This window comes from Tatumella sp. JGM91 (genome assembly GCF_018257575.1).
Lineage (GTDB): Bacteria > Pseudomonadota > Gammaproteobacteria > Enterobacterales > Enterobacteriaceae > Tatumella > Tatumella punctata.
In genome coordinates this window covers 82718-99766 of record NZ_JAERJP010000006.1, presented here as the reverse complement: position 1 = coordinate 99766, position 17049 = coordinate 82718, and the positions used below count along the sequence as shown (strand labels likewise).

Below are 17049 nucleotides of genomic sequence, written 5' to 3'. Positions count from 1 at the left end.
GCGGGCAAGGATCTGCCCGCTATATTCGGCAGATCAGGCCGCGGCGTGATCGCGCAGGGTATTAATATCAATGACAAAACGGTATTTCACATCGCTTTTCAGCATCCGTTCATAGGCTTCATTGATCTGTGCGATATCAATCAGTTCGATATCAGAAGTGATATTGTGCTGACCACAAAAATCGAGCATTTCCTGGGTCCCGGCAATCCCGCCAATCAGTGAACCGGATACACTGCGGCGTTTAAATATCAGACTGGCGACTGACGGGGCCGGGTGGTCATGCTCAGGCACGCCCACCAGAGTCATATTACCGTCCCGCTTCAGCAGGTTAATAAAGGGGGTCAGGTCATGGGTCGCGGCAACAGTATTCAGGATAAAATCAAAGCTGTTGGTATGCTGAGCCATTTGCTCTGCATCTTTCGAAATCACAACCTCATCGGCCCCGAGCCGTTTGCCATCGGCTACTTTTGACGGCGAGGTGGTAAACAGCACGACTTTGGCCCCCATTGCATGGGCAATCTTCACCCCCATATGACCCAGTCCGCCCAGCCCGACAATACCGACTTTTTTACCCGGACCGACTTTCCAGTGCTTCAGCGGTGAGTAGGTGGTAATACCTGCACACAGCAGCGGTGCAACACCAGCCAGATCCAGATGCGCCGGGACCCGCAGTACAAAGTCTTCGTGCACCACGATATCAGAAGCATACCCGCCAAAAGTCGTTTTGCCATCGAAGCGGTCAGTACCGTTATAGGTCGCGACAAAACCGTTTTCACAATATTGTTCCAGACCTTCCTGACAGTCCGGGCAGCTGCGGCAGGAGTCGACCATACAACCGACGCCGACCAGATCACCGACAGTAAACCTGCTGCAGCGGCTGCCGGTAGCCGTGACCCGGCCGACGATCTCATGGCCGGGTACGACCGGGAATACCGTGTTATGCCACTCATTACGCGCCTGGTGAAGGTCTGAATGGCAGACGCCGCAGAACAGAATCTCAATCTGTACATCATGGTCACGCAGCTGGCGTGGCTGGTAGCTGAACGGGGCGAGGGGGGAATTTTCGTTCTGTGCAGCATAGGCGTGGATAATATTCATCATTTCTCCTGTCAGACAGATAACAGACAACTCCGTTGCCGGAATTGCGCAGAGGGACGGAACCTGTTGCTAAGCATAGCCACCAGACGCGGTGCAGGCCCCGCAGGTTGTCGCTGAATGTGGCCTGTTTCTGAACTTATATCAGGCACAGGCCACGGCGGCAGAAATAACTATTATTTAACTGACTGAAATTAATGCTTATTAAGCAGTGGTTTCAGGAAGCGGGCTGTATGTGACTGTTCGCATTCCACGACAGTTTCCGGACTGCCGGCGACCAGGATTTCACCACCACCACTGCCACCTTCCGGGCCGAGATCAACAATCCAGTCCGCCGTTTTGATCACATCCAGATTATGTTCGATAACCACAATAGTGTTGCCCTGGTCGCGCAACTGATGCAGTACCGTCAGTAATTGCTGGATATCAGCAAAGTGCAGCCCGGTGGTTGGCTCATCGAGAATATATAAGGTCTGACCGGTCCCGCGTTTAGAAAGTTCACGTGCCAGTTTGACACGTTGCGCTTCACCACCTGACAGTGTCGTTGCTGACTGACCAAGACGAATATAGGACAAGCCGACATCCATCAGGGTCTGCAGCTTGCGGGACAGTGCCGGCACAGCTTCAAAGAAATCACGGGCTTCTTCGATGGTCATTTCCAGCACTTCGTGAATATTCTTCCCTTTATATTTTACTTCCAGGGTTTCACGGTTATAGCGTTTACCTTTGCACTGATCGCATGGCACATAAACATCCGGCAGAAAGTGCATCTCAACCTTAATTACCCCGTCGCCCTGGCAGGCTTCACAGCGTCCGCCCCGCACATTAAAGCTGAAACGGCCCGGCGTATAACCGCGCGTCCGTGCCTCCGGTACCCCGGCGAAAAGTTCACGCACCGGGGTAAAAATACCGGTATAGGTCGCCGGGTTAGAACGCGGGGTACGGCCTATCGGGCTCTGGTCGATATCAATCACTTTGTCAAAATGCTCCAGACCACTGATATCGCGGTAAGGGGCCGGTTCAATAATAGTGGCACCGTTTAACTGACGCTGGGCCAGAGGGAACAGGGTATCGTTAATCAGGGTTGATTTACCTGAGCCAGACACACCGGTGATACAGGTAAACAGCCCGACAGGCAGAGTCAGGGTAACGTCTTTCAGGTTATTACCCCGTGCGCCGGTCAGTTTTAACACTTTCCCGGGATCTCCTTTTACCCGCTGTTCAGGAACATCAATTTTGCGTTTACCGCTCAGGAACTGCCCGGTCAGTGACTCCGGGTTGGCCATAATACTGTTAACGTCCCCTTCTGCCACCACCTGACCACCGTGTACACCGGCGCCCGGGCCGATATCAATCACATGATCGGCGGCACGGATGGCATCTTCATCATGTTCGACGACGATAACCGTATTCCCCAGATTACGCAGGTGGATCAGGGTATTCAGCAGACGCTCGTTATCACGCTGGTGCAGGCCAATTGAGGGTTCATCCAGTACATACATTACCCCGACCAGCCCTGCGCCAATCTGGCTGGCAAGGCGGATACGCTGAGCTTCTCCCCCGGAAAGGGTATCCGCAGAGCGGGACAGGGAAAGATAGTTCAGGCCGACATTGACCAGAAAACTCAGCCGTTCGCTGATTTCTTTCAGTATTTTTTCGGCAATGGCTGCCCGTTGTCCGGTTAATGCCAGTGCCGCAAAAAATTCAGTGGCATGGCCGATACTCATTTCGGAGATCTGCGGTAATGTTGTTTCGGCGACAAACACGTTACGGGCTTCTTTACGTAACCGGGTGCCATGACAACTGGTACAGGAACGGTTACTGATATATTTCGCCAGTTCCTCACGTACCGCATTGGATTCCGTTTCTTTGTAGCGGCGTTCCATATTATGTAATACGCCTTCAAACGGGTGGCGGCGCACAGAAGTATCACCGCGATCGTTCACATATTTGAATTCGATATTTTCTTTTCCCGAGCCGTTAAGGATCACTTTTTTAACGCTGTCACTCAGGGTATTAAACGGCGCTTCAATATCAAACTGGTAGTGCTCACTCAGCGAGCGCAGCATCTGGAAATAGTAAAAATTACGCCGATCCCAGCCACGGATCGCTCCCCCGGCCAGTGACAGTTCGTCGTTCTGGATCACCCGCTGCGGATCGAAAAATTGCTGTACTCCCAGGCCATCACAGGTCGGGCAGGCGCCGGCAGGGTTATTAAACGAAAACAGCCGTGGCTCCAGTTCACGCATACTGTAACCACAGACCGGACAGGCAAAGTTGGCCGAAAACAGCATTTCAGGTGCGGTATTGTCATCCATATTCGCCACTATGGCGGTACCGCCAGATAATTCCAGTGTGGTTTCAAAGGATTCCGCCAGTCGGGTCGCCAGATCGTCACGGACTTTAAACCGGTCAACCACCACTTCAATAGTATGTTTTTTCTGTAATTCGAGTGCTGGCGGATCGGAAAGATCGCACACCTCGCCGTCGATCCGTGCGCGGATATATCCCTGGGCAGCAAGATTTTCGAGGGTTTTCAGGTGCTCGCCTTTTCTGTCTTTGATCACCGGGGCCAGCAACATTAACCGGCTGCCTTCATCCTGTTGTAATACCTGATCAACCATCTGACTGACGGTCTGGGCGGCCAGCGGGACACCATGATCAGGGCAGCGTGGCTCACCGACACGGGCAAACAACAAGCGCAGATAATCGTGGATTTCGGTAATAGTACCGACCGTTGAACGCGGGTTGTGTGAGGTTGATTTCTGCTCAATAGAAATTGCCGGAGACAGTCCTTCAATATGATCGACATCCGGTTTTTCCATCAGCGACAGAAACTGACGGGCATAGGCCGACAAAGATTCAACATAACGACGCTGGCCTTCCGCATACAGCGTATCGAATGCCAGAGACGACTTACCTGAACCAGACAGACCCGTGACCACGACCAGTTTGTCGCGGGGGATAATCAGATTGATGTTTTTCAGGTTATGGGTGCGGGCACCCCGTACTTCGATCTTATCCATTCACCTTTCCCGGATTATCAGCGTCGTCCATGTCTGCGGGCGAGACATGGGGAGAATCAAACATATTATTATGGCATAAAAAATAAACTGATTAAATATCCAGTAGTTTACCGGAAATGCCGTCCGGCCGCTGGCCGGGGGATTAATCACTGTCAGGACAAAAGGCAACCTTTTGTTTTGCTTAATGGTTATCAGATTCAGGTCAGAGAATACCTGTGAAGCTCTCTGCCTGTAACCTGCTGTGCCGGAGGGCTGCAGTGCAGCCAGGCCAGGGCTGCCGGCCTGCATTACCGTATCTGACAGAACAATCGGTCTGCGGTTTACCCTGTGTGTATTCGCGGGGAAATGCGACCTTCTGCGCACAGTGAAACGGGTTATGAAGTATCAATAATCGGCTGTGCCGTGTTATGATTGGCGGCTTAGACTCAGAGTAATTATTCTTCAGGAGAGACGTATATGGCCAGTCGCGGCGTAAACAAAGTAATACTTGTCGGGAATCTGGGGCAGGACCCGGAAGTCCGTTATATGCCAAATGGTGGTGCGGTTACCAACATTACACTGGCCACGTCGGAAAGCTGGCGTGATAAGCAGACCGGTGAGAACAAAGAAATTACCGAATGGCACCGTGTAGTCCTGTTTGGCAAACTGGCTGAAGTCGCCGGTGAATATCTGCGTAAAGGTTCTCAGGTCTATATTGAAGGTCAGCTGCGTACCCGCAAATGGCAGGACCAGAGTGGTCAGGATCGTTACACCACCGAAGTTGTGGTTAACGTTGGTGGTACCATGCAAATGCTGGGTGGCCGTCAGGGCGGAAATGCAGGCGGAGCACCTGCCGGCGGACAAAACAACAACAATGGCTGGGGCCAGCCACAGCAGCCACAGCAGCAGGGGGGTAATCAGTTCAGTGGCGGCGGTAATGCCCCTGCCGCGGCGCGTCCGCAGCAGAGCAGCGCACCTGCCAGCAGCGAACCACCAATGGATTTTGACGACGATATCCCGTTCTAGAGTTGACTTGTGAGTTGTCTGTAAAAAAAATATATATAGGCCCCTGTTAATTCAGGGGCTTTTTATTTTTCAGGGCCATACAATCTGCAAGTTTCTGGCAGCTTAGTCAAAAACGGGGAGTCAGAAAAATAAGGGACTGGTTGATGTTAGCGGTATTTCCCGCATTTTTTACCCTGGCCCGGCGTCTGTCGTTCTTCTTTGAACAATAACTTATAGGTACAGCGCCAGCGACAGGTCGCGCTTCACGCGCGTTCAGCAGCATACGACTGCCAGGTCTGATCGGCGTAGCGCCCTGCCAGCAACCTTCTGTCGCACTGGTTTCCAGCAAAGACAGAAAGCCGACGGATACGCAGCTCTTCACACAATCATTTAGTTAAGATAATTAATTCATTATTGCTTTCTGACAGTCTATACAATGCTGCAATCTTTATGATGTCCTCACGATATTTGATGGGATGATCACCAGGCGGATAATCCGTAATTGTATACTCGTTTCCCTGCAGTCAGTGGCCAGTCACAACCTGCCGCCAGTTGCACAGAAAAATGGTTGAATTGTGATCCGGTCAGGTCCTGGTAATCTCCCGCGTTTTAGTAGTAGTTTTTGTTATCCTTTATAACTATCAACTAACTTAATATTTTCTCCACCTTCCGATATTTGTTTTTCAATGTTATTAATTCGGACAGGGATGAGATTTTGGCTGTTTCCTATCAGCGGAGTCATTATCGCTTTAGCTATAGACTTAGCATCATAACCACCACTCTCATTAGTGAATGACACAACAATGTCTAAATGGTAACCGCCGTTGTATTGCCATAAACAACTATTGAAGGTTGTGTTTTCCCCCCAGCTTTGCATCCCTGTATCATCAGACCTCGCTGTCGCTAAGGCTCCGTCACAGGTGACCATTTTCAATGAGACTCCGCTATTTGCTGCTAATGTAGCAAAGTTGGTGTTTGAGAACGCATCACTCATTATGAATCGTCCTGGTTTCTCAGGTAATGATGCTTCCGGAATATTTCTGACTACTGCTAATGATGACATCTGAGATTGTATAGCACTAACAACAGAGTCTTCTAATTGGGATGGAGTTTTATTGGTTTTGATATCGTAGATCCAATAGCTTTGTACTGTTTCTACTTTCGGTGTTAAGGCACAACCCGATAAAAATAAAGCAGAGAAAAACACCAGCGTCGGTTTCATAATATCCTCAAATCATTAATTATTTTAACGAATGTAATGATATATATATGACTCTAAAAGCACCCGGTAAATTTTGGTTATAAAACAGGCGCTGCGTTAACCGGTAAGTATCAGAACCGCTGTTATCCCGGGTTAATCTAAACAGCCTGTTTACCGGCTGCTGATGCAGAGAGAGCCCGGTCTCTCAGATTACCACTTTCTCATTTTCTCTGACTTGCGTTGAGAACGTTGCTGTCTCGTACTCCGGTACAATGTATCCCGTTATTTCAACAGTGCAGGCGCTTCTCCGTAATATCTCTCTGCCGGTGCCATATCGCGTATTGTGCTGTGACGATGTGTCTCGTTATACCCCCGGGTAAATTTATTCACCCGCTGTCCGGCCATCCTGAAATTTATCCCTATTTATCATCTGCCGAAAGTGTTATGGCAGATTAATCTGCTATTATTATGCGGAATATTATTTTTATTATTTGGCATCATCTTAATAATCACTCGGATAATTATAAATATGAAAAAAATAATTTTTTGTCATAAAAGTGAAACAAAAATGCAGACCCTGTAGTTATTGTAATGATAATAACTTACCTTCAAATAAATAAAGTTATAATTAACCAGCTAATTAGTTTTAAAATCTGTTTATTTATTTTTTTTTGTGGTTTAGTGTTGGTATTTGTTGGTTATACATCCAGATTAAAGAGGTATCATCTTATTTAGGTTGCATGGTAAGGATTTCGTAAACTTTTGTTTGCTTAAGTAAATCAGGCTCCTTATACTGAATTTAATGATTAACAATTAGTGCTATTTAATATTTATTCTGGCCAGAGAAAATAATCAGTGACTAGGAATATAGTATTTTTACTTGTGACATTTTTACTATTTTCTCCGATGGTAAATGCTGCCGGATATAGCCAGTTTTCGGGGGGTAGTTATCCCCCGGTGATCAGCAGAAAACAAAATTATGACATTCCGGCGGGGATGACTCTGAAGCAAGGAATGGTGCAATGGTCTGCCGAAACAGGCTGTGATATCCGCGGAATGGAGCACTGGGAAATAATCTGGGAGACGCATGTAGATTATCCTGTCGATGCACCTCTTATTTTTCAGGGAGATTATTTATCCTCGGTGACAAAAATAATTAACCTGTATTCAGCAGCACAGATACCACTGTATGCTCATATTCATCAGAGTCAGTGTCTGGTGGTAATCGATACCCGCTAAGAGTCCGTATTATGTACTACTGGATCTTATCAGTTTTTCTCGGGGGATTATTATTCAGTTTTTTGTCACCACAGGAGCAGGTTCAGACAGAGATCAGTGACCAGAATTGCCAGCGTCAGGCGATATTTTTCCTGCATGCCGTGGCACGGTGGCAGTATTCAGACGCGGATATGCCGGAGAAAGACATCAGCGGCGAGATCATTCTGCATTACGAGCAGCGTGGCGGACAGCATTTTATATGGACGGCGGATAAGCCCGGATTAACAGGCTGTCTGATGCTACTCAGTCATCATAGCAGACTGTTTTATACACTGCGTTCTCAGCAGCTATATGACATGGAGGGAAAAGCAGTCAGTATTGATATCCCTCCTGATATCAGTGACGGAAGTATTATTTATTATTACCAGGAATAAAATGGTTTATGAATTTCAAAAAAAATACCACACTGGCAATGTTATCATTAGTTTTTGTTCAATTATCCGGCTGTAGCAGCTGGCAGAGAATAAGTGACATTGAAAAAAATAATAATCAACTGACGTCACAAGCCGATGCTATGATGCCATTTAATAAGTCGCATCCCTATGTTATTAATGAACAGTCTCAATGGATTAATCCGGAACCATTAAATAACTCCCGTAGCAGTCACAGCAATTTGCCTGCCTGTAATCTGACCATTAATCATCCGGGTGATATCCGGCTTGAAGCGATTTCTTCACTGATTACCGAACAGTGTCATATTCCTGTCACAATCACTCCCGATGCACTGAATAAACAAGACAGTACCGAAGGTTATACTACCCGTGAACCTGCCATGAACGATCCTTTACCCGAAAGCGGGGCGCCGGATAATACAATCTCCGCCAACTCCGGACTGAATAATATTTTCTGGCAGGGACCGGTATCCGGACTGCTGGATAATATCACTGCCCGCCAGGGACTGAGCTGGGAATATCAGGGGCAGCGGGTTGTTATCTCTTACCTGGCGACCAAAATATTCCCTGTATTATTTATGGATAATAATGCCAGCTTTTATTCCCGCACGGTCAGTGGCACGACTTCCTCTCAAAATCAGAATAATACAACCACGGCCGGCAGTCAGAACGCGACAAACGGGGCTGATAAAGATTCGGACACCACCTCTCAGTCGACCACTATGGAAATTAAGTCCGGCTTGTATCGTGATATTGCCAGTACTATTTCGATGATGCTGACACCGGGAAAAGGGCGTATGAATCTCACTGATGGTGTGCTTACGGTTCGCGATACCCCGCAGGTATTGAGTGATGTCGGTCGTTATATCAGTGATCGTAATACGCAGCTCAACCGCCAGGTTGTCCTGAATGTGCAGGTCTATAGTATTGATAATAAAGATAACGATCAGCTGGGCATTGACTGGAAAGCTGTCTTCAATAACAGCAATCTGGGCCTGTCACTGACATCACCTTATTCAGATGCAGCCAGTGAAATGATGAGCAGTGGTATCTCGATTCTGGACGGTAAAGGTAAAGGCAGTGCGGCCCTGGTGAAGGCTCTGGCTGAACAGACACATCTCAGTGTTGTTACCCAGTTATCCAGTATGACCACTAACCTGTCAGCGGTTCCTGTGCAGGTTGCTTTACAGCAGGATTATGCCTCCGATACCAGTACCGAGAATACGGCGAATGTCGGTTCTTCCAGCAGTATCAGCAAGTCGACGATAACCACCGGCCTGAATATGACTATCCTGCCGTATCTGATGCCGGATTCTACCCGTATGCAGCTCCAGTTCGCGATTAATATGTCAGATGATCCGACCTTCCGCACCTTTACCAGCCAGAATGCATCCATTGAACTGATGAAAACCCGGATGAAAATCTTTACCCAGCGGGTATTGATGCAGTCAGGCCAGACTCTGGTGCTGAGCGGGTATCAGTCGGTCAGCAACAGTGACGATCACCAGGGCGTTAACCATTCACATTTCTTCCTGTTTGGTGGCGGAGAGGGTGGCAGTAAAGGGAAGTCGGCACTGGTTATTCTGATCACTCCGGTACTGATGGGGTGACAGTGATGTCGGGGATAAAACCATATTGCATCCTGCACGCCGGCCGGCAACTGGTGCTGGGGCTGGAGTGGCGTTACCTGCCGGTCCGGGGAGCGCGTAAAATCCGGCAGAGACTGCCTGATGTACCGCATATTTTCCGCGTTATTCTGACCCCGGAAGCAGCCGGAGACCCGGGCTGTCTGCTGGGAACGATCGAACTCTCCCCGGACAACAAAGGACGGGAAAAAAGCTATCCGCTGGCACTGATCGTGCTCCGGGAAATGCCAGCCGACAGTTATGCCGTCTGCCGGCTGGAAAAAGGGCTGTATTGGTTTATTGCCAAAGCCGGAAAGGAGTTATCACCTTTCAGCGATCGTCTGGGGAGTCTCGATGAGATCCGGCAGCATATCCGGCAATTTTTGCTGCTCAACCGGCCCGATATTCAGTGGCATGAATACCGTACGCCAGGCGGGGAGGGGAAAGGAGACGGGATCGCGGGTCTGTGTCTTGATGATTTATTGCCACAGTCTTCGCCGCTGCCGCGTAAGTTCAGACTGAAAGCGTCAGGTCACCGTTCCCGGCTCAGAGTGGCCGGCGGGCTGCTGGTGCTCTGCGCACTGGTGATTTCCGGACTGTTATGGCGGAACAACTGGCAACAGCAGCAGCGTATTGATGCTGCGCAACGCTACTTACTGCAGCAGAAACGTCAGCAGGCCGCCGGGCAGCCGACACTGCCGTGGGCACATCAGCCCGCTTTCAGTGACGCGCTTGCCGCCTGCCAGCAGCATCTGGTTAGTCTGCCGGTGATGATTGCGGACTGGGGACTCAGCCATGTCAGTTGTACTGCTGAGCCGGCACATGTACTGGCCCGCTATTCAATGCAAGGGACAGGCACCATTGATGACTTTATCCGCGGGTTGTCGGCAGATGGCCTTAGCCCGCAGGCTTACCGCTTTAACCTGCCGGGTGCCGGTGATGAAGCTGAGTTACAACTTGCCCTGCCTGCGGTTGCTGTACATCACACGGCAGCGGCGACAACGGTATCTTTAACGGCGCTGGTGAGTCTGGCACAACGTACCCACAGTCAATTGCAGCTGTCAGAACGCGAGACGATTGCCGGTGCTGCGCACTATTCTGTGCGTACATTTACGCTGGTGACAGGTTTAAGTCCGCGTTTATTACTGAGCTCTGCTGTGATGCAGGCTCAGAACCTCAGTTTTATCCGGCTGGATATCAGCAGAACGGAAGGCAAATTATTGTTCACGGTGGAAGGACGTTTATATGAAATTGATTAATTTCAGCATACGGGGCGTCCTGATCGGCTTGATATATGGCGGCCGGGCGCTGGCAGCCGATCCGGCGAACGTATATTCTCTGGGTGATCTGGAGAAAATCCAGGAAGAAACACTGTTTAATCAGGCAAAGCTGGAAAATGCACGGGCCCGCAGCGAGCTGGATAAATATCTGCAGGCGAACCAGCCGCCGGTAATGGCCGGAATATCAGACGGGCAACATTTGCCCGCGGCGGAGAACCCGCCAGTGGCGGACAATATGGCCGGTACCCGGTTAGCGGTTCCGGTAAAAAGTGAACAACAGCCCGGGTTACCGCTGGTGATCCAAATCTGGGGTAACCGCCAGCAGCTGAATGCCCGGTTACAGATACCGGGCGGGCAACCACTGACTGTCACAAAAAATACACTATTACCCGACGGTCAGTACCGTGTTATTGCCATTACTGCCCGGCAAGTGATGATCGGCAGAGCCGGGGAAGCGCCGAAGCTGCTGGCATTCAGCGGGGGTAACAATGATTAATCGCCAGGATATTTCTGCGTATATCTATATCGATCATTCAGCAGAGGAACCCAGGGTCTATTTCTCTGAAGCTCACCGCCATGACCCTCTGACAGCCTCGGCACTGGCGGGCTTACTGCGTCAGGCACCCGCGACCCGGTTTGAACCGGTGCATCTTGATCAACTGCGCCAGTTACAGAGCAGTCAGGACAGTGGCCGGGCAGCCACGGAGATGAGCCGTTCAGAGCAACAGTCACGGGTGATCAGCTATTTTCGTCAGGCGGTGAAGCTGAATGCGTCAGATATTCACCTGCTGATTGGCTATCAGGATGTCACCCTGGTACAGCTGCGGATCCATGGCCAGCTCCGGACTGTGGCGCAACTGGAGCGTGAAGAAGGTTTGCAGTTGGCGGCCACCATCGTACTCTCTATGTGCGATGTGACCGAAAAGAGTTTTAATGCCAACAGAGCTCAGGATGGCCGGTTACGCAGCGAGTTTGTCGGACAACTGGGGATTTTCGGCGCACGTTATGCCCACACACCTGCTGAATTCGGCTTATATGTTGTTATGCGTCTATTACCTGATGACAGTGAATCACTGCCGACACCGCACGGACTGGGATTCCTGCCAGCACAACAGACATTAATTACCCGTATGCTAAGCCGTCCGGAAGGGATCATTATTATTTCCGGGCCGACGGGGTCCGGTAAAAGTACGTCTCTGCGCTGTTTCAGCCGGCTTTATCTACAGCAGAGTTTAGAGAGTAAACGACTGTTAACGATTGAGGATCCGCCCGAAGGGATGATCCCGGGTGCGGTACAGACACCGGTAATTGCCGATCGTACCGATCCGCAAGCGCTAAGCCAGGCATGGTCGCGCGGGATCTCTTCGGCGCTGCGTCTGGATCCTGACGCAATGATCATCGGTGAGATCCGTGATCATAACTCGGTCAGAGCAGCCCTGAGTGCTGCAAAGTCTGGCCATCTGGTACAAACAACACTGCACGCCAACGACGCTATCGGGATTCTTGAGCGACTGACGGACACCCTGCGGGTGCCGTTGCCCGAAATTGCCGATGCTCAGCTGGTGATTGGTCTGATAGCACAGCGGCTGATTGCGGTACTTTGTCCGAATTGCAAACTGAGCTGGCAGCAAAAATTACCCTTTCTGTCCGGACAACAGCGGGAATTTCTGCAGCAACATTGTGATGCAGAAAAACTCTGTTTCCGTCATCCGGACGGATGTCCTGAGTGCTGGCAGGGTACCGTCGGCCGGAAAATGATCGCTGAGGTGATCCGGCCTGATGCGCGGTTTATGGAACTGTATCGCTATAAAGGTAAAGCAGCAGCCCGTGATTACTGGCTGGAACACCAGCAGGGGATTACCCGTACCGCCCATCTGAAAGATTATCTCCGCCAGGGGATGGCCGATCCCCTCGAAGCCGATTTGATCAGTCCTTTAGATGAAGATCATATAGCGCAGGGAGGTGGCGGGCAATGAAACAGAGTCTGCCGTGGCGTGAGCACAGTGAACGCCTGAGCCGTCAGCTGGCATTAAAAACTTTTTCCGGTAATGACCGGATCAGTCTGTACGATGATTTAGCTTTTTTACTGGAAAACCAGTTCAAACTGGCTGATGCCGTTAATACGCTGATCCTCAGTGATCGTTCGGCAAAAAGCCCGCGGGTTTACTGCCTGCAGGACATCGCTGAAGCACTGACCTGCGGTATGTCGCTGGATAAAGGTTTACGTGGCTGGGTGCCGGAACAGGAACTTTTACTTCTCAGTACCGGCGTCAGTGACGGAGATCTTGCTGCCGCGATTCGCCGTGCCATGACCATCGCCAGAGCAACAAAGGAGATGCGTTCCGCCTGCAGTTCGGCACTGGCTTACCCGTGCCTGCTGCTGGTGTCTTGTCTGTTTATGGTTCAGCTGGTCAGCCATCGTTTTCTTCCGCGTCTGGCGGCGCTGGTCAGTGAAGACCAGTGGCAGGGATCACTGCGTGCTTTATCTGTCCTGTCCCGCGGCCTGAGCGATAACCTATTGTTCATTATCACAGGCACTATTTTACTGCTGGCATGGGTTATCTGGTCACTGCCTAATCTGACAGGGCGGGTACGCTGCCATCTGCTTGATCACCTGCTGCCGTGGAAACTGTACCGGGATATTCAGGGTGTCAGCTTCCTGCTGAATATTTCTGCCTTATTACGTGCTCAGGTAAAAACAGAGCAGAGTCTCCGGCAGTTAATGCAGCGGGCTTCTCCCTGGCTGTACGAAAGGCTGGAAGCCACTTTGCAGCAGGTCTGGCAGGGTAAACATCTGGGGGCAGCGCTTTTTGCGACGGGCTATGCCTTCCCTTCAGCAGAAACTGTCAAAAAGCTACGGGTACTGACTGCCGCAGATAATGCGGAAAATATTATTGAGAATTTTGCCAGCGACTGGCTGGTAAAAACAGTTCAGCAGATCAAGAGAACGGCAACAATGACAGGATATGTCTGCCTTAGCCTGAATGCCGGCTACATGATTTTAATTCTGCTTTCTACCCAGGATCTGAACAATCTTATTTCGGTGCATCAATGATCAGAGGAAAAAAAAATGACTACAGCAACACGGGTACATCGGGGTGCTATCTCGTTGTTCGAAGCCGGAATCTGGATCACTATCTCACTTATTGTTCTGGTGATTGGCATCAGTGTGGGAAGCGGGTTATTCAGCCGTAATGATACTAATACTGAGATGGGGAATATCAGTGAGTTGATGACCAATACCCGTAATATGCTGAAAGTCGGAGGGAGTTATCAGTTCGCTTCGGACCGGGAAATGACCGGGGCGCTGATCCGTTTTGGTGGTGCGCCTGGCAATATGGCGATTATGGGAGATAAATCGTCCGGGCAGGCAATTCTGAATAACCTGTGGGGGAAAAGTGTCACTCTGGCTCCGGACAGTGTATCAGGACAGGGGAGTGATAGCGGGTTTGTACTGCGCTATGACGGTGTTCCTGACGAAGCCTGTACCACACTGATCACTAAACTCGGCAGTACCACCTTTATCGATCATATCCGTGTCAACGGCCATGATTATACCAGTAGTCAGGGGGCGGCGATGGCAGCAGCAGATTGCCAGTCTGCAGAGGGCGGTAAGGATAATAACCGTCTCGAATTTTACAGCGCGAACTGACAGCATGAAAGGCTGGCTGCTTGCTGTGCTATCCCTGTTATCCCTGCATTGTACTGCCGCCGATTGTTTTGAAAGTTCGGCCCGCCATTACCATCTTAATGTGAATTTACTGAGGGCGATCAGTGAGGTTGAGAGTCATGGTGTGGCTGACCGTATCGGTGTTAACCGGAACCTGCAGGGCCGGGTTATCAGCAGGGATTATGGCTTAATGCAGATTAATTCGGTACATATTGCCGGGCTTATCCGCCAGCATCGGATCACCTCGGCAGCTGATTTGCTGAAAGACGGGTGCCTGAATATTGACACCGGAGCCGCGATTCTGGCCCGTCACCTGAGGTATTGTGGCAATAACTGGGCCTGTCTGGCGACCTATAATACGGGTTTTTTACAGGGCCGGGATCCGGCAAGGCAGCGCTATATTCATAAGGTTTATCTGACATATATCAGGTATTCACAGCGGGAGGAGGACTAATGCTCAGCAGCATACTGTTATTTATCCCGGCGGGTATCCTGATGGTCAGGCAGTCACAACAATTTATTCGCGGACATCAGGGGATCCAGCCCGCAGCTACGCTGATGCTGTCAGTGACGGGGATGTTCAGTGCACTCTACGGTATGTATCTGGTGGTGCCTGAACCTCCCGCCAGCCCGCCAGTGATCGGGGTATTTTTAGTATGGGGAATTTTATTTACCGTTATTGATATCAGTAATTTCTGGCTGCCATTACGTTTTACGATGAGTTTCACGCTGAGCGGATTATTAATCATCTTATTACAATGTGGCACTGATAAAATAATCAACTGCTCTATTGTCTGGGTGGTTTTCTTTTCATCATTTCAGCTGGTAAGGATAATTTCGCTGTCCATAAATCAGGACTCTATCGGCCAGGGAGATATCTTTTTTATTAGCGGAATGAGTTTCTGGATGGGATGGCGTGAAATATGTATGGTGGCCGGAAGTGGTTTTTTGTTGCTTTTTCTTTCCGCTCTGATGATTAATAAAAGGGTATTACCCTATGCGCCATATTTTTTTGTTGCTTTCGCCCTATGGTCAATGACAGGTTTCATTAATTTAATAAAGATATAATAAATGTATGATAAAAATACATCGAGGAGATACTCTTTTTTCACTGAGTCTGGTACTGGCCCTGATTCTTATTGCTGCACCGATAGGTTATCAGCGTTACAGTGATTATTTACAGCTTCAGGAGTGGATGGTAACGGCCAGGCAAACTAATATTTTTTCCGAGGCGGCAGAATATTATCTTAAAGATCATTATGCGGATTTACAGAAATCGCTGCTGGCAGAAAAAGTGGTTGCAGTCACCGCCAGGCAATTACAACAGCAAGGTTATCTGGGTAAAAATATCTTTCTGAAGAATAATCAGGGACAGCAGTATAGTATTTTTTTTACCCTCGACAATCTTACAAATAAAAATATTACCGGATTACTTCTTTCGCGGCAGGGCGACCCCCTGAGTGAAAAAGGAATGCGTTATATTGCACGTCTAATGCATGGTGAGTCGGGATATATCAGTGAAGATAATCAGGCAACAGGGGTTGATGGCAGCTGGCAGATAAACACGGCGTTATCCGGAATTCCGGCAAGCCGGGGACATCTCGCCATATTACTCTCTGCAGATACTATGCATAGTGTTTTTAGTGAAAGTGACAGACTGTACCGTTATGCCGTTACCGGACATCCGGAGCTGAATCAGATGCATGCGGATATAGACCTGACTCGCCATCAGTTGCGTAATGCCGGCGAGATTACAGCACGGGATATCTCGGTCAGTGACGGGGTATCATCGGGTAATCTTTCTGCAAAATCAGGGATATGGAGTGGTGGCAATATCACCGCTGAAACGGATATTCGCTCAGTGGGCGGCTCACTGGTAACCCGCGGAGATAAAGGCTGGATTAATAGTACCCATAACGGCGGGTTCTATATGAATGATGATCAATGGGTCAGGGTCTGGAAAGACAAAGGAATTTCAACGGCCGGAGAAATTCAGGCAGGAAAAATATCCGCTGACGGGAGGATGACAGCCAGGGAATATCTGGATATTAAAGGCAGTGCCTCACTGAATACCCCCTGTAGTGATGACGGATTAATTGCCAATGGCGGAAGTGCCGGTATTTTAATTTGCTATAACGGCCAGTGGGTCGGGTTTATGAAAAATAATATTCATCTGACCAGTCTTGGCGGACGTAGCGGGATATATCAGGGCGTGAATGGTACCGGAGAGATGGTATGGATATCAGCCAGTGGCGGGAATACGTCACTGAGTCGGGTGGCCGGAGACGGATATTGTTATAACTTCTCTGATCTTCGGGCGATGGTTAATGGCATTCTGGTGGCGAATAACAGTAGTCAGGGTAAAAATATTACACCCAGCTCATCGGTTATTTTCGCTATTCCGCCTGGCGCCGGATTTTCTGTGGTATCACACCCGGCTCAGGCTTATGGATGTGGTAATGGTCAGTTCTCATTATCAGCCTATCAGTAAATTTAAA

At 49.6% G+C, this 17049-nt stretch carries 15 protein-coding genes; 12 read left to right on the top strand and 3 right to left on the bottom strand.

The features are described from left to right. Positions 1-33: 33 nt before the first annotated feature. Positions 34-1098, bottom strand: coding sequence for an NAD(P)-dependent alcohol dehydrogenase (locus JK198_RS06020; RefSeq protein WP_212710296.1), 1065 nt, complete (start codon positions 1096-1098; stop codon positions 34-36). Between the two features lie 191 nt (positions 1099-1289). Then, a complete protein-coding gene (gene uvrA / locus JK198_RS06015; protein ID WP_212710287.1) occupies positions 1290-4121 on the bottom strand; it encodes an excinuclease ABC subunit UvrA in 2832 nt (943 codons plus the stop codon). 456 nt (positions 4122-4577) lie between these two features. Between uvrA and ssb1 the strand changes: the two genes are divergently transcribed. Further along, the gene (ssb1, locus tag JK198_RS06010) at positions 4578-5126 is read left to right on the top strand and encodes a single-stranded DNA-binding protein (RefSeq protein WP_212707522.1); all 549 of its coding nucleotides are present in this window, start codon (positions 4578-4580) and stop codon (positions 5124-5126) included. Positions 5127-5730: 604 nt separating this feature from the next. Here ssb1 and JK198_RS06005 read toward each other — a convergent pair. After that, positions 5731-6327, bottom strand: a complete 597-nt coding sequence (locus JK198_RS06005; protein ID WP_212710286.1) for a hypothetical protein — start codon at positions 6325-6327, stop codon at positions 5731-5733. A gap of 885 nt (positions 6328-7212) precedes the next feature. Between JK198_RS06005 and JK198_RS06000 the strand changes: the two genes are divergently transcribed. Genes JK198_RS06000 through pilV form a run of 11 tightly spaced genes read left to right on the top strand, consistent with a single transcriptional unit; the run spans position 7213 to position 17042 of the window. Then, a complete protein-coding gene (locus JK198_RS06000) occupies positions 7213-7545 on the top strand; it encodes a toxin co-regulated pilus biosynthesis Q family protein (protein WP_283092699.1) in 333 nt (110 codons plus the stop codon). 11 nt (positions 7546-7556) lie between these two features. Continuing rightward, positions 7557-7958 (top strand): type IV pilus biogenesis protein PilM, encoded by a 402-nt coding sequence (gene pilM / locus JK198_RS05995; RefSeq protein ID WP_212707519.1) that lies wholly within the window; start codon positions 7557-7559, stop codon positions 7956-7958. Between the two features lie 8 nt (positions 7959-7966). Beyond that, positions 7967-9586 (top strand): PilN family type IVB pilus formation outer membrane protein, encoded by a 1620-nt coding sequence (locus JK198_RS05990; protein WP_212710285.1) that lies wholly within the window; start codon positions 7967-7969, stop codon positions 9584-9586. 5 nt (positions 9587-9591) lie between these two features. Beyond that, positions 9592-10860, top strand: coding sequence for a type 4b pilus protein PilO2 (pilO2, locus tag JK198_RS05985; protein WP_212710284.1), 1269 nt, complete (start codon positions 9592-9594; stop codon positions 10858-10860). Next, positions 10847-11377, top strand: coding sequence for a type IV pilus biogenesis protein PilP (pilP, locus tag JK198_RS05980; protein WP_212710283.1), 531 nt, complete (start codon positions 10847-10849; stop codon positions 11375-11377). Before pilO2 ends, pilP begins: the two co-directional genes overlap by 14 nt. Further along, on the top strand, positions 11370-12857 hold the full coding sequence (locus JK198_RS05975; RefSeq protein WP_249213042.1) for an ATPase, T2SS/T4P/T4SS family: 1488 nt from the start codon (positions 11370-11372) through the stop codon (positions 12855-12857). Before pilP ends, JK198_RS05975 begins: the two co-directional genes overlap by 8 nt. Further along, positions 12854-13936 (top strand): type II secretion system F family protein, encoded by a 1083-nt coding sequence (locus JK198_RS05970; RefSeq protein ID WP_212707515.1) that lies wholly within the window; start codon positions 12854-12856, stop codon positions 13934-13936. The genes JK198_RS05975 and JK198_RS05970 overlap by 4 nt, the downstream gene beginning before the upstream one ends. Positions 13937-13951: 15 nt before the next feature. Continuing rightward, positions 13952-14533, top strand: a complete 582-nt coding sequence (locus JK198_RS05965; RefSeq protein WP_212707514.1) for a type 4 pilus major pilin — start codon at positions 13952-13954, stop codon at positions 14531-14533. A 4-nt stretch (positions 14534-14537) separates the two neighbouring features. After that, on the top strand, positions 14538-15005 hold the full coding sequence (locus tag JK198_RS05960; RefSeq protein WP_212707513.1) for a lytic transglycosylase domain-containing protein: 468 nt from the start codon (positions 14538-14540) through the stop codon (positions 15003-15005). Further along, a complete protein-coding gene (locus JK198_RS05955; protein WP_212707512.1) occupies positions 15005-15619 on the top strand; it encodes a prepilin peptidase in 615 nt (204 codons plus the stop codon). Before JK198_RS05960 ends, JK198_RS05955 begins: the two co-directional genes overlap by 1 nt. A 7-nt stretch (positions 15620-15626) precedes the next feature. Next, positions 15627-17042 (top strand): shufflon system plasmid conjugative transfer pilus tip adhesin PilV, encoded by a 1416-nt coding sequence (gene pilV / locus JK198_RS05950; protein WP_212710282.1) that lies wholly within the window; start codon positions 15627-15629, stop codon positions 17040-17042. Positions 17043-17049 lie beyond the last annotated feature (7 nt).

What these genes read in the sequence shown, in the direction of transcription:
- JK198_RS06020 (WP_212710296.1), bottom strand. Translation starts at nt 1,098, where the DNA reads ATGAATATTATCCACGCCTATGCTGCACAGAACGAAAATTCCCCCCTC.
- uvrA (WP_212710287.1), bottom strand. Translation starts at nt 4,121, where the DNA reads ATGGATAAGATCGAAGTACGGGGTGCCCGCACCCATAACCTGAAAAAC.
- ssb1 (WP_212707522.1), top strand. Translation starts at nt 4,578, where the DNA reads ATGGCCAGTCGCGGCGTAAACAAAGTAATACTTGTCGGGAATCTGGGG.
- JK198_RS06005 (WP_212710286.1), bottom strand. Translation starts at nt 6,327, where the DNA reads ATGAAACCGACGCTGGTGTTTTTCTCTGCTTTATTTTTATCGGGTTGT.
- JK198_RS06000 (WP_283092699.1), top strand. Translation starts at nt 7,213, where the DNA reads ATGGTAAATGCTGCCGGATATAGCCAGTTTTCGGGGGGTAGTTATCCC.
- pilM (WP_212707519.1), top strand. Translation starts at nt 7,557, where the DNA reads ATGTACTACTGGATCTTATCAGTTTTTCTCGGGGGATTATTATTCAGT.
- JK198_RS05990 (WP_212710285.1), top strand. Translation starts at nt 7,967, where the DNA reads ATGAATTTCAAAAAAAATACCACACTGGCAATGTTATCATTAGTTTTT.
- pilO2 (WP_212710284.1), top strand. Translation starts at nt 9,592, where the DNA reads ATGTCGGGGATAAAACCATATTGCATCCTGCACGCCGGCCGGCAACTG.
- pilP (WP_212710283.1), top strand. Translation starts at nt 10,847, where the DNA reads ATGAAATTGATTAATTTCAGCATACGGGGCGTCCTGATCGGCTTGATA.
- JK198_RS05975 (WP_249213042.1), top strand. Translation starts at nt 11,370, where the DNA reads ATGATTAATCGCCAGGATATTTCTGCGTATATCTATATCGATCATTCA.
- JK198_RS05970 (WP_212707515.1), top strand. Translation starts at nt 12,854, where the DNA reads ATGAAACAGAGTCTGCCGTGGCGTGAGCACAGTGAACGCCTGAGCCGT.
- JK198_RS05965 (WP_212707514.1), top strand. Translation starts at nt 13,952, where the DNA reads ATGACTACAGCAACACGGGTACATCGGGGTGCTATCTCGTTGTTCGAA.
- JK198_RS05960 (WP_212707513.1), top strand. Translation starts at nt 14,538, where the DNA reads ATGAAAGGCTGGCTGCTTGCTGTGCTATCCCTGTTATCCCTGCATTGT.
- JK198_RS05955 (WP_212707512.1), top strand. Translation starts at nt 15,005, where the DNA reads ATGCTCAGCAGCATACTGTTATTTATCCCGGCGGGTATCCTGATGGTC.
- pilV (WP_212710282.1), top strand. Translation starts at nt 15,627, where the DNA reads ATGATAAAAATACATCGAGGAGATACTCTTTTTTCACTGAGTCTGGTA.